Source organism: Shewanella sp. Iso12, assembly GCF_012030025.1.
GTDB classification, from domain to species: domain Bacteria; phylum Pseudomonadota; class Gammaproteobacteria; order Enterobacterales; family Shewanellaceae; genus Shewanella; species Shewanella algae.
The window spans coordinates 1-11,719 of record NZ_JAAUHW010000011.1; the positions used below are offsets into that span (position 1 = coordinate 1).

Here is an 11,719-nt window from a genome sequence, read left to right on the forward strand (position 1 = left end):
CAATGCAGCGGAAGAGGACAACAGCAGCCGCGGCACGACTTACAGTAACGAGATAGTGGCGGTGCCATCCTCCATGCAATGGCAAGCGGAGCCGAAGGCCAAACCACAGATGGCGGGGCCGCAGATAGCGACCGTGGTGGGGCCGAAGGATGAAGAGATATTTTGTGACGAATACGGCCGGGTGAAGGTGCAATTCCCCTGGGACAGATATGCCAAGGGTGACGAGCACGGCAGCTGCTGGATACGGGTCAGCCAGGGCTGGGCCGGTGGTCAGTATGGCTTTATGGCGCTGCCACGGATAGGACATGAAGTGATAGTGTCGTTTTTGGACGGCGACCCGGACCAACCCATCATCACCGGCCGGGCCTTCCATGCGGTGAACCAGGTGCCTTACGCGCTGCCGGCCCACAAGACCCGCACTGTGCTGAAGACCCAGAGCCACAAGGGCGAGGGCAGCAATGAGCTGAGGTTTGAGGATGAAGCGGGGGAAGAGGAGATTTACCTGCACGCGCAGAAAGACCTGAACCTACTGACTGAGAATGACAGACACGAGCATATCAAGCACGACAGCCACCTGGATGTGGACAATGAAAGGCGCAGCCGCATCGGCGGCAACGAGCATCTGACGGTGTTGGGCGAGTCCCGTCAGCAGGTAACAGGCGACAAGAGCCTGATAGTGGATGGCAGCCAACAGATCAAGGTTGCAGACAAATACCTGCTGCAGGCCGGGCCGGAAATTCAACTGAAAGCCGGTGCCAAGATAGTGATCGAGTCCGGTGCCGAAGTAACGCTTAAGGCCGGTGGCAGTTTTGTCAAAGTCGATCCGGCCGGGGTGCATCTTTCCGGCCCAGGGATCAACCTCAACTCAGGGGGTAGCCCAGGCAGTGCCAGTGGTTTCAGCGGTTTGGCACCTGTGTTACCCGGCGCGGTTGAACAGGCAATATTGCCTCAGGGGGGAAGTGTTCCCCTATCTGCGCTGTTGGTTGCCGAGGAGTTCGCCGCGCCTTCGGTGCAGGTGTGCCCGCTGACCGAAGAGGCGGCTCAAGCTCAGGCGCAAAGCTCTGCTGAGACTTCAGCTGAAGTCGATACGGCAGAAACAGCAGACGCTGCGACCGGTGGCGGAGCGGCATCTGCAGTGGTGCCCGGTGCCGCTGATAGTCAACAAGCTGAAACGCAGCCACAGACAGAAGAGACTGAAGCCGAGCGTTTTCGCCGTGAAGTGATCCGGCCGACGCTGGCAAAACTCGATGTGGTCGATGAAGATGCTGAAATTCTATTGCTGGGGACGGCAGCTCATGAGAGCCATCTGACCATGAGAGATCAGATGGGTAACGGACCCGCCAAGGGGCTGTACCAGATGGAACCGGCGACCCACAATGATATCTGGGACAACTTCCTGAAGTATAAGTCGAAATTGGCGAAGAAGGTTTCGGCACTGCAAGGCTCGGATGACAGACTATCCGAGCTGCGCAACAATGATGAATACGCCACCGCCATGGCTTACGTGCACTATGCCAGAGCCAGATTCAGAACCGGAGAGGCCTTCCCTGATGGTCAGGATATCAAGGCGGTAGCCAAATATTGGAAGCAATACTACAACACTGTGCTTGGCAAGGGCACAGTGGAGAAATTTGAACAGGACTGGTGGCGTATCACCGGTAAGGCAGACAAATAATGAGGCAGTTGGTATTAGCTTGGGTGTTGTTGTGTTGCGGTGTGATTCCGGCTTGGGCAACAACCGCAGAAAACGGTTTTTCCCAGAAGTCAGCGGAGGCGAGTTTAACGCTTGAGTTGCGGACTATCGCCAGAGTGGATGTCTCCGCCCTCTGGTTTAACGATAGCGAAGGCGATCGCATGCCCACCGCGGAGCTTTATCTGACGCAATATAATCGCCAGGGTTATCCGCGGATCATCGACGGTTTCACAGGTCATACCCCCCAATTGCAAGCGGTTGATCTCGACGGAGATGGACAAGTTGAGATTCTGCTTAGATACAAGGCAGGCGGGCATCAGACCCTGATGAATGTTTATCGGCTCGAGGGCAATCTGCTGCGGCAACTGCCTTCCGATGACTTGGTATCGGATAGAGATGGAATAGAACTGCAGTACACCTCCGCCGGAGAGCCAAGAATCAGAGTCATCAGCGGCAGAGATACAAATACTGATAAGGCTTTGCTGGTTACCACAGATTACCGCTTGCAAGATGGCAAGCTGGTTGAAGCCAAGGATTGATTGCTGCCGAAGTCGCCGTGCGGCTTTGGTTATCAAGGAGTGGAAATGTTTGTGCAACGGAATGACACCCTGAGTGAATTAGGCTATTGGCTGCTTAATCCCCTGGCCAATGAAAAGCTACTGCCCGCTTATTATCAACAGGGCGGCGTGGATGCCGTGCCTTTGTTTCAGGGCACTTTGCTCGAGTCCCATAAGGATAAGGGGCCATGGTTGGTGCCGGCACAGCCGGAATTGTTGCAGCAAGCGCCATTTGCCGATTGTCCTATTCTGGCGCTGGAGAGTCATTTGCCCAGGCCGCAACTGCTTGCCCACTTGAAGAGCCTGCTTCTGGCTGCATGTGATGGTGAACGAGTGGTATTCCGCTTCTATGACCCCAGAGTGCTGCAACCTATGCTGCCGCGCTTTAGTCAAGTTGAGTTGGGGGCTTTTCTGGGGCCGATAACCCGTTTGAGCTTTGTCGGCAAGCCGTTGCCAAGCGGCAACAGCGACGACCCTATGGATGAGGCGCAGCATCTTGACCCCGCCAGCCCCGTTAAGGCCCAGCATGGCAGCATTGTAGTGCAGCACCCGGGCGAGCCCGGTTATACCGAGCATGCGGATATCTGGTGGCAGATGAAACCCGAGCATCTGGCCGGACAAAGTGACATCCAGCGCCATATCTATATTGTTGAGCGCCAGTTATGGCGAGAGTTGCATCCCTTGATGAGTCAGCAACCCAAGCGGCGGGAGATCATTAAGGCGGCGATTCTGCGGGGGCGTGAACAAGGGGTGGATGAAGAGGATATCCCTGTCTTTGCTGCAGCGCGTCTGGGGCGCAGTGTCAGCTATCCTATGCCGGCGATCGCCCAAGGAATGAGATTGAATCAACAGGACTTTTTGAATTTGGCTAAATGGATGGAGCATGCATGAGTCAGCACACTATCCCCTGTGAAACCTTAACTGACTGGATTGAAATCGACTTTCGTGATGAAAGCAATCAGCCCTTATCCGGGTTAACAGCCACTGTTACCGATGCCGCCGGCAACAGTCGACAGCTCAAGTTGACAGGGGGGCCGCAACTGATCACCTGTTTGGCGCCGGGTGCGGTGATGCTGACTTTTGATACCAACAGCTGGCTCAAGGCTGTGATGTCCAGGCGTCCCCTGAATGCTGCCGAAACCTCCGCCGTGCCTGAATATGTTAAGGCGGTCAAGGGCTTCAACAATACGGTTAAACAGCATTTGCAGGCAACGGTTGGTGATTTTTGGCAACAGCCGCCCACAGCAGCCGTGGCCGAGCGCCATCAAGCCGGGAAAGGCAAGAGTGGTGCGATAGAGCTGCTCAGCCGCAACTCCTATGTAGTGGAGATCCAGGCATTCAAATGGTTAACCGTGCGTATGGGGCTGTTTTTCGATGGCACAGCCAACAACACCTATAACGTTGATTGGGGCCGGCAACAGCAGGAGCGGGCGGCGCATTACTGTATGAACCGCTTCTCGGTGGAGTCACAGGAACAGGCCCTGGAACTGGCGGCTCAGTGTCAGGCACCCATGCCCAAGGCGATGGAGAATCTCAGTGCCACCAATGAATACACCAATGTGCAGAAACTTGAGTGGCTTTACGCCAATCAACTCTATGGCGCGGGCCTTTTGCAGTTTGGCTTGTATGTCAAAGGGATAGGTACGTCTCTGGAAGAGCCGGCTAACGGCATAGATGATGATGATGCCTTTGCCGGGGTGGCAGCAGGACGCGGGGATAACGGTGTTGAGTCCCGGGTGGAGCAGGCATTGAATGATGTCTGTCAGAACAAGCTCAAGTCGCAGTGGGGCCGCCTTGCCAACCAGTATGATGGTGTAGGCAAGTTTGAGTTTGATCTCTTTGGTTTCAGTCGTGGCGCAGCGGCGGCACGTCATTGCGCCAACATGGTGCTCAGGGAAAAAGATAACCTGTTCCAGGCCGCGCTGGCGAAGCATTGCAGCGATGTACCGCTGCGCTCGGATATGGACTGGCAAAACAATGAGCATTGTCAGATCCACTTCGTCGGTATTTACGATACCGTCGCCGCAATTGCGACCCTGTGGGACGGCATAGATCCCCATGATGAACACAATGGTGATGTGAAGCTCTGGCTGGATCCCAAGCGGGTGAAGAAGGTGGTGCATCTCACTGCCAATCCAAGGGATGAGTTCAGGTATAACTTCTCGCTCAATAGCCTCAACAACGCCTCTCGAAACCCAACGGCCCCCTTCTTTGAGGCTGTATTGCCCGGGGCACACTCGGATCTTGGCGGTGGCTACTATTCACGCCAGTTTTTCGATGGCAAGGTGCAGTCCTACAACCCGCTGTTTACCGAGACCAAGCTGGTTGCCGCCTATCACAGCCGCTTGCCGAAAAACGCCGTCAGCAGCAATAGCCCAGTGGCCTTTGGTCAAGGGGACGATCCGGCATTGACCGCCAAAGTGATGGCCTCAGATGCAGGTAAAAAGGTGCTGCGGGAAATCGATCGTTTGGTCACCATGAACTGGTGTCAGACCTCGGACTTGAGTATCGATTATGTGGTCAGGCCTGTATTGCAGGGCAACAAGAACAGGGAGCCGGAAGAGAGGGTAACGGTGAAGCTGACCATGACGCGGATTGTTGAAGGGGATCTGTCACGCCTGTATCTAAGACTGATGGCCGGTTTGGCCAAGTTCAGCGGCGTGAACTTTGATGAAGGCGCCTTCGAGCAGAAATGGAGCTCGGACAGCAGCTACAAGGTGGAAGATCTCAACGGTCACTTTAACCTGCTTGGCCGTTCATTCGCCGCTATTTGCGAAGAGGTATTGCAGCAGGCGACGCAGGGGCAACTGCACCCGCTGCTTGGCGATGAATCTTTCAGGCGGGCACTGAGGCCACACTTTATTCACCACAGCGCCGATGTGGTATCGGTCGCCGGTGGTTTTATCGTGCCTTATATCCCCAACGACGGCAATGCTCGTGCCGTGCACCCGGCCGTAAAAGGGAAATAGTATGCCTATGGGGTTTGCCACAGTACTTCGCCTGTTGTTATTGCTGATGAGCGGCTTTCTGTTTGCCTGTTCGGGAGGCAGCATGACCGCCAGAGCCGCGTCTCAGAGCGAAGGTATTCCCTGGGATATAGAGATAGTGGCGCCTTTTTATTATGAAGTCATGCCCATGGGCAATCCTGTGCCGACTGTCTATGGCCTCAACAGTAAGCAGGACTGGACTTCGGTGCATACCGGCTTTCGGCGGATCCCGGACCTCAAGACCCATAAGGCCAATGCCTCCGGCGGGCTGGATCCCTGGACACTGGATTTTTGTTTCAACTGCATCAGCAGTTTTTATAACGCCGATGCCTATGTTCAGCCGCCGGAAGAGATATTTATCCGCTATCTGGCGCTTACTGAAGAGCGGGTCTATGAACTGAGTTTCCGCCTGCCTGATGAGTTGCAGCGGCAGATGTTGGCCGCGGCAACCGGCGATAATGACAGTGGTAAAGCTTGTCAAACCGGCATTTTATTTGGCTTGTTGCCGGGCGGCGAAGCCAAGGTTTGGCTCGCGGTTTGCGGCCGTTATCAGTACCTGCGTCAGGCCCAGGCTCAGTTTGGCCCCATGACACTCGATGCAAGCGACAGGGATTATCGCCAGTATATGCTGGCCATTGAAGGGCAGAGGCGCAAAAATGCCGCGTCCGCAGAGTCTTTGCTGCCTGTCCGCCCTGAGAGGCTGGAGTCGATGCGCCAAAGTGGCCCGGGAATGGAGCAAGAACCGATGTTGGTGAGCGATAGCCGCTGCTGGGCCGATAAGCCCGAGCGCCCCTTGAGCCCACAAACGCCGCTTAGTCTGCAGCAACAACGCTGGCTCAGCCGTTTATGGCTCGATGCCAAGCCGCTGCTGGATAGCAGTGAACTCTATTACAGCTTGCCGCAGGCGGTCACTCTGGCCTGGGAGGAAGCCGCCGCCAAGGGCCTGACTCCAAGAGAGTCTGAATTATGGGTGCTGGCCAGAGTGGCTGCATCATCGAGCGGCGAGTTGGCACCCTTGGCAGCCAGGCTGCAGCTGACAGATACAGAGCTTGCCATGGTGCAGCAATGGGCAGATGAATTTTGCGGACGTTAATCAAGGTATTAAGGAGTCAGTTATGGGTAATGCCGTTAAGTTGGGCGATATAGGGACAGATCATGATGGGTTTCCACCCACGCCGGTGACTTCGGCCTCTTCCACGGTCAAGGTGGATGGTATTCCGCTGGCACGTCAGGGCGATTCATTGGCCCCCCACGACAAGCCCAAACATCCGCCGCACCCTCGTACCATTGCCGCGGGTTCGGGCAGTGTTTTTATCGATGGGAAACCCGCCGCCAGAACCGGCGATGCGGTTGACTGCGGCGGTACTCTGGTGGGCGGTGGCACTGTGAATATTGGTTGAGATCTGAGGGGTAAAAATGGCCCATGGGACTGGCTCGTTGCAGTGGCCTTCTGTATGATGGCGGCCTTGAAAATTCAGTCAGTTCCACAGAGGTATCGAAATGGAAGTCAATCAAGAGCAGAGCCAGCGTCGTGGCGCCAAAAAGATCAGATTTGATAATCAGGAGTTGGTGAAAACCAGCTTTTGGGTCAGCCAAATTTTTATGATTATCGCCACTGTTGCCGGGGTTTATTTAGCGGCGCAGGAAGGTCTGTCACAGGCGATTAAGTTTGATAGCCTGACCAATATGCAGAACAACTATCATCTGCAACATTCTCTCTATGAAGAGCTGAAAGACAATGTCACTGTAATGACAGAGTATGCTGAGCGAATAGAGAAAGAAAAACCTTATAATATCAAAGAATATCATCCAGTTATGGCGGACTTTGTCTGGCAAAACATGAAGTATTCTGCCTACACCCTGGAAACCCCCAGCGATATCCTCTCCGGTGCCCGTCGTTTCTACATGGGCTCTGAAGATATTGTCGGCAAGATTGAACGTAAGTTCTATGGCCCAAGCTTTGGTACCAAACAACTGAGAGTACTGATTGAAGAGGTCGAAACCAAGACCTTGCCCAAGTTGGAGCAGAGCTATAAGAAGATGGCCGACGAACTGAAACGTGCCGGTATGGATGTAAACTGACAAATCCGGTTGTTGTTTGGGAATCGGCCGACAGATAACTGAGTTTCCCTGACTCACAATGACAGGTTTAATGCCATCATTGGGAGTTACTATGGAAAGGAAATCTGAGCCGGTATCAAACGGCCGTAAAATTCATTTTGACAATAGTGAGCTGGTGAAAACCAGCTTCTGGGTGAGCCAGCTGTTTATGGTGGTGGCAACGGTTCTGGGCGTTTATCTGGCGGCGCAGCAAGGGCTGTCACAGGCGATTAAGTTTGATTCTCTGGTCAATACCCAGAACAACTATCATCTACAACGTGCCTTGTATGACGAAGTGCGGGATAACCTGCAGACGCTGGAAGCCTATATGGCGGACATAGATAAACTCAGACCGCTGGACTTGCGGTCATTGCATCCCCAGCTTAGCGATTTTGTCTGGCAAAACATGTATTACTCGGCCAATGCACTGGAAACACCGGCTGAGATCCTGACCGCTATCCGCAGGTTCAGAATTGAATCTGCCCAGCTGATTGAAAAAATGGAAAAGCAAGAGTTGAGCCGCGGTGTCGGTACAACCAGGTTAAGAGCCTTGGTAGGGAAGATTTCGGCCGATACTCTGCCTAAGCTGCAGCTGAGTTTCCAGCGTATGGAGCTTGAGTTGCAGCGTAGTGGCATGGATGTGAATATCACAGAGGAATAATCCATGAGTTTAAAATGTCCCGGGTGTCACAGCGAGTCGATGCGCACCTTTGAGCTTTACGGTGAGCAGGTGGACAGCTGCAATCAATGTGAAGGCATCTGGTTTGACAACGGCGAGCTTAACGGTGCGCTGTCAACAGCCGACAATGGCAACGATCATGTGCGCATCGAGGAGTCGCTGGGGCCGCACCTCGGGCTTTCCAAGCGCCAGTGTATGCACTGTGAAGAACAGATGCACAGATACCATCTGATGGACGGCTATCAGATAGAGCTGGATGTCTGCCACAGTTGCAGTGGGGTTTGGGTCGACAAGGATGAAAGGGATAAGGTGGTGCAATCCCCAAGGCTGCAAGGGCTACTGGCCGAGCTGAATGGCAAGATCAGTGTGAAGACTTGGCTGTTTCAGTTTTTGTCGCAAATGCCGGTGGAGTTTAATCTCAAAACCCGTTCACAACCCGCCATCACCTACCTGCTGCTGGCACTCAATATCATGATCTTTGCCGCTTATGGCACAGACTTGGACATAGCCGACACCGTATTTGCCAACTTTGCCCTGCGGGCCGATGAGGTGTTGCACGGCAGCCATGTATGGACCCTGTTCAGCCATATGTTCCTTCACGGCGACTGGATCCACCTGGCGGGCAATATGTACTTCCTCTATGTGGTTGGCGACAATCTGGAAGACGCCTTGGGACGCATGAGATTCCTTGGGCTTTATCTGCTTTGTGGCCTGGCGGCTGCGGCGGTGCAGATTATTGCTGATCCCGGCTCCAATATCCCTATGGTGGGTGCCAGTGGCGCCATTGCCGGCCTGTTTGGCATGTATCTATTGTGGTTCCGTCATGCCAGCCTGACCTTTATGTTTGTTATCTACCAGAAGAAGCTGTCGCCTATGGCTTTCTTTGCCATCTGGCTGGTATTCAACGTGGTTGGTTTGATGATGGCCGGTGAAGGCGTGGCTTACTGGGCTCATATCGGTGGCTTTGCCATGGGACTTATCCTGGGGTTTGGCCTCAAATCCAGAGTGATGCAGCAAAATCCCTTGCTGGCGATGCTTAATGAGCCAGAGGTGAAGATCCGTCGCTGAGTTTCAGTTAGATTCGTAGGTAAGGTGCGAATAAGTCCTCGTGGCACTCTCTTATGCAGAGAGTGGCTTGCACAGCAATTGGCGTTCAAGGCATCCGACTGAAGGTATGCCGGGGCCTGTCGAAGTCGGCCTTCTCCAATAAACCCCGGTCAGTTCTCTGAGCGGGGTTTATTTTTTACCGCTGAAAAATATTGCGCTTTTTTCCAAGGCAGTGTTATTGTCGGTAAATGGGTGTTTTGAGATCTGGATCACAGATGAGCCGAATCGAGAGGTGGTTTGCATTATTGCTGGTCAGTATTTTGCTGACGGGCACTCTTGCAGCTATCCCCAAGGCCCATTCTCAGCAGGTTTCTCTGGTACCGGTTTCAGCCTCAATACCTCTGGCGGTGCAGGGAGATAATTCCCAAGGCCTGTTCCTCAAGACGCTGACAGATTCTCAGGAACCGACGCTTCCGAAACAGAAATCTACTCATCTGGCGCCTTCGGCCGAGTTGGTACTGCGCTTGCCGTCGCTGGAGTCATTGCAATCCCATGCACTGCATGTATTTCCTCAGGCACAGACCCGCGCACCGCCATTAGACCTCATTTGAAAACCGTCTTTCGGGTTCGCACTAATGCGAAGCCCGGCAACCCAGTTTCCAAGTGAGGTAACAATATGAAAACACTTCATCCTTTTGCGATTGCCAGCAACGACAGGCTGCAAGCCTCTGCTTTAGCCAATCAACTCAACCCTTATGACAATGCCTTAGAGGCCATGATGGACTTCAGCCACAGTGCACGTATGGTCATCAGTGCCGATATGCCGGCGCCTGATGCCTCAGCCCTGATGCAGAGTGAACACAGCGCATTGCACTTTGTCATTAATGCCCGTCATGAAATGCTGGGTATTATCACCCAGGAGCTGTTGGCGCCGGACAATCTGCTCAAGCTTGTCGACAAGGCCCATCAACCTTCCTCCTGGACGGTATTTGATTTGATGCTGCCAAGAGAGCAACTGCAGGCACTGGCCTATGATGAGGTTGCCAACGCCAGCGTCGCCGATGTACTGCAGAGCCTGCGTCACAGCCGCGAGAACTATTTTGCTGTGGTCGATACCCAGACCCATCAGATCCGCGGATTGTTGAGCCTGGCCGATATCAGCCATCGTTTAAATGTTGGCCAGTTGAGGGAAGACAAGGGCGGCAATCTGCTGAATATTCTGCGGCAGATAAACACCAGTCATGGCCTGGTTCAGCAGATAGCCTGATTTCGGCGCTGTTGCCAATAATGTGAATGATAAAGGCCCGGCAGCCTTGGCGCGCCGGGCCTATTACTGCAGTTCCCACCACTCCCAGCTTTCCAGTTGATAGGCTTCGGCCAGTTCCAGCGCCTTGGCATGAGCTGCTTTTGCCCCAAAGCTGTCGCCTTCAGCCGCCAGTGCCAGGCTCAGTTGTTGCTGCCAATCAGCCTGGGTTGCGCCCGCTTTTGAGGTCATCAGCAAGAGTTCCTTGGCCAGCTTAAACTCGCCCCGGTTGTTGAGCACTTTGGCAAAGCCGGCACTCAGCTCTGCAAGATCCTCTGGAAACTGCTTCTTGGCCAGGGCGAGCACTTCGGCCATCTTTGATTTCTGCTCGCTGTAATAGAGGTACTTTCCCAAGGTGTAGGCCTGCAGCCAGTCGAAATGAAAGCCGCTCCAAAGTGTTTTCTTGGCCTCAAAGTGCGCCAGTACCTCTTCGTAATCGCCAAGCTGCAGCAAGGGGCCAACATCGGTAAAGTAACCTGGCGTCAGGCTTTCCAGCCCGGCAAGCAGCGCCGGCATGGCGGTGCTGTAGTGCGTCTCTGAGGGAAAGAAACGGTAGTCGAAGTGCCATTCGGGCGCCTGCTCAGCGAGCAGTTTTCTGAATTCATCCACACCCATGCCTTGCTCGTTGGCCAGAGAGAGAAAAAGCCTGGGGTAGGCCGATGTCTGCCTAGGCTGTTTCAGCCAAGGAGCGGCCCGCTCAAGCAGCGCCATATTGTCGTACCAGATGCTGGGACTCATGGCGAGAAAAGCACTGAAAGGACTCTTGGATTGCAACATCATCTGCAGGCTCAGCAAGCCCCCCAGAGAATAACCGGCAAGGGCATTGTGGCCCGAGGTGCGGTAGTGTTTATCGATATAGGGCACGAGTTCCTGTTGCAGGTGGGCGAGCATTTTGTCGCTGCCGCCAAATTCTGCGCCTTCAGCCGATGGCCAGGTGGTGGAGTAGAGGTAGTCTTTTTGCCCCTGCATGGCGATACCCACTACTATCATGGGCGGTATCTTGCCCATTCTGGCGAGGTTATTGACCGCAGCGGAGACATGGCGGAATTGGAAGTCGGCATCGACGATATAGAGCACGGGATAACGGCGACCACTGTCTTGGGTGGCATGGTAGCGCTCCGGCAAGGACAGCATCCAGCGCCGCTCGCTTTGGTAGACCTTGGATGCCAGAGTATCACTGTAGCCATAGAGCAAAGGCTCTGGCTTGGCCAGGGCGACTGAACTTAAAAGAAGTGCCGGCAATAAAGCCAGCAGCGGCAGCCTGAGTTTCATGGTTCATCCTTGGTTGTTTTTTAATTTTGTACCTGAATAAACTCCTGGAGGAAAGTGGCGATAGGCACGACCACTGGCAGA

At 54.1% G+C, this 11,719-nt stretch carries 12 protein-coding genes; 11 read left to right on the plus strand and 1 reads right to left on the minus strand.

The features are described 5' to 3' along the window. The 11 genes from HCX89_RS22910 to HCX89_RS16635 form a co-directional block, all read left to right on the plus strand. Positions 1 to 1,675, plus strand: a 1,675-nt coding sequence (locus HCX89_RS22910; protein ID WP_254428402.1) for a type VI secretion system Vgr family protein, incomplete at its 5' end; no start/stop codon positions are given. Further along, the gene (locus HCX89_RS16590; RefSeq protein WP_144159300.1) at positions 1,675 to 2,232 is read left to right on the plus strand and encodes a hypothetical protein; all 558 of its coding nucleotides are present in this window, start codon (positions 1,675 to 1,677) and stop codon (positions 2,230 to 2,232) included. The genes HCX89_RS22910 and HCX89_RS16590, both read left to right, overlap by 1 nt. A gap of 45 nt (positions 2,233 to 2,277) precedes the next feature. Next, a complete protein-coding gene (locus HCX89_RS16595) occupies positions 2,278 to 3,141 on the plus strand; it encodes a DUF4123 domain-containing protein (RefSeq protein ID WP_144159297.1) in 864 nt (287 codons plus the stop codon). Then, on the plus strand, positions 3,138 to 5,219 hold the full coding sequence (locus tag HCX89_RS16600) for a DUF2235 domain-containing protein (protein ID WP_167716733.1): 2,082 nt from the start codon (positions 3,138 to 3,140) through the stop codon (positions 5,217 to 5,219). Before HCX89_RS16595 ends, HCX89_RS16600 begins: the two co-directional genes overlap by 4 nt. A gap of 1 nt (position 5,220) precedes the next feature. Then, positions 5,221 to 6,330, plus strand: coding sequence for a DUF2931 family protein (locus tag HCX89_RS16605; RefSeq protein WP_167716735.1), 1,110 nt, complete (start codon positions 5,221 to 5,223; stop codon positions 6,328 to 6,330). Between the two features lie 22 nt (positions 6,331 to 6,352). Continuing rightward, the gene (locus tag HCX89_RS16610) at positions 6,353 to 6,637 is read left to right on the plus strand and encodes a type VI secretion system PAAR protein (protein ID WP_025886893.1); all 285 of its coding nucleotides are present in this window, start codon (positions 6,353 to 6,355) and stop codon (positions 6,635 to 6,637) included. A 100-nt stretch (positions 6,638 to 6,737) separates the two neighbouring features. Then, on the plus strand, positions 6,738 to 7,319 hold the full coding sequence (locus HCX89_RS16615; protein ID WP_025009963.1) for a hypothetical protein: 582 nt from the start codon (positions 6,738 to 6,740) through the stop codon (positions 7,317 to 7,319). Between the two features lie 91 nt (positions 7,320 to 7,410). Further along, a complete protein-coding gene (locus HCX89_RS16620) occupies positions 7,411 to 7,998 on the plus strand; it encodes a hypothetical protein (RefSeq protein ID WP_045283090.1) in 588 nt (195 codons plus the stop codon). A gap of 3 nt (positions 7,999 to 8,001) precedes the next feature. Then, positions 8,002 to 9,084 carry a rhomboid family intramembrane serine protease gene (locus HCX89_RS16625; RefSeq protein WP_025886895.1) on the plus strand — a complete coding sequence of 361 codons (1,083 nt, stop codon included), beginning with the start codon at positions 8,002 to 8,004 and terminating at the stop codon, positions 9,082 to 9,084. Between the two features lie 254 nt (positions 9,085 to 9,338). Beyond that, entirely contained in the window at positions 9,339 to 9,674 is a 336-nt protein-coding gene (locus tag HCX89_RS16630) for a hypothetical protein (protein ID WP_025009965.1), read from the plus strand. Between the two features lie 65 nt (positions 9,675 to 9,739). Continuing rightward, entirely contained in the window at positions 9,740 to 10,330 is a 591-nt protein-coding gene (locus HCX89_RS16635) for a CBS domain-containing protein (protein ID WP_025886897.1), read from the plus strand. A 63-nt stretch (positions 10,331 to 10,393) separates the two neighbouring features. On the opposite strand, the gene HCX89_RS16640 is transcribed toward HCX89_RS16635, so the two are convergent. Next, entirely contained in the window at positions 10,394 to 11,638 is a 1,245-nt protein-coding gene (locus HCX89_RS16640; protein ID WP_167716737.1) for an alpha/beta hydrolase, read from the minus strand. Positions 11,639 to 11,719: the final 81 nt, after the last annotated feature.

Excerpts from the sequence above, each read along its gene's own strand:
- HCX89_RS16600 (WP_167716733.1), top strand. The coding sequence starts at position 3,138 with ATGAGTCAGCACACTATCCCCTGTGAAACCTTAACTGACTGGATTGAA.
- HCX89_RS16625 (WP_025886895.1), top strand. The coding sequence starts at position 8,002 with ATGAGTTTAAAATGTCCCGGGTGTCACAGCGAGTCGATGCGCACCTTT.
- HCX89_RS16635 (WP_025886897.1), top strand. The coding sequence starts at position 9,740 with ATGAAAACACTTCATCCTTTTGCGATTGCCAGCAACGACAGGCTGCAA.
- HCX89_RS16595 (WP_144159297.1), top strand. The coding sequence starts at position 2,278 with ATGTTTGTGCAACGGAATGACACCCTGAGTGAATTAGGCTATTGGCTG.
- HCX89_RS16620 (WP_045283090.1), top strand. The coding sequence starts at position 7,411 with ATGGAAAGGAAATCTGAGCCGGTATCAAACGGCCGTAAAATTCATTTT.
- HCX89_RS16630 (WP_025009965.1), top strand. The coding sequence starts at position 9,339 with ATGAGCCGAATCGAGAGGTGGTTTGCATTATTGCTGGTCAGTATTTTG.
- HCX89_RS16640 (WP_167716737.1), bottom strand. The coding sequence starts at position 11,638 with ATGAAACTCAGGCTGCCGCTGCTGGCTTTATTGCCGGCACTTCTTTTA.
- HCX89_RS16610 (WP_025886893.1), top strand. The coding sequence starts at position 6,353 with ATGGGTAATGCCGTTAAGTTGGGCGATATAGGGACAGATCATGATGGG.
- HCX89_RS16590 (WP_144159300.1), top strand. The coding sequence starts at position 1,675 with ATGAGGCAGTTGGTATTAGCTTGGGTGTTGTTGTGTTGCGGTGTGATT.
- HCX89_RS16605 (WP_167716735.1), top strand. The coding sequence starts at position 5,221 with ATGCCTATGGGGTTTGCCACAGTACTTCGCCTGTTGTTATTGCTGATG.
- HCX89_RS16615 (WP_025009963.1), top strand. The coding sequence starts at position 6,738 with ATGGAAGTCAATCAAGAGCAGAGCCAGCGTCGTGGCGCCAAAAAGATC.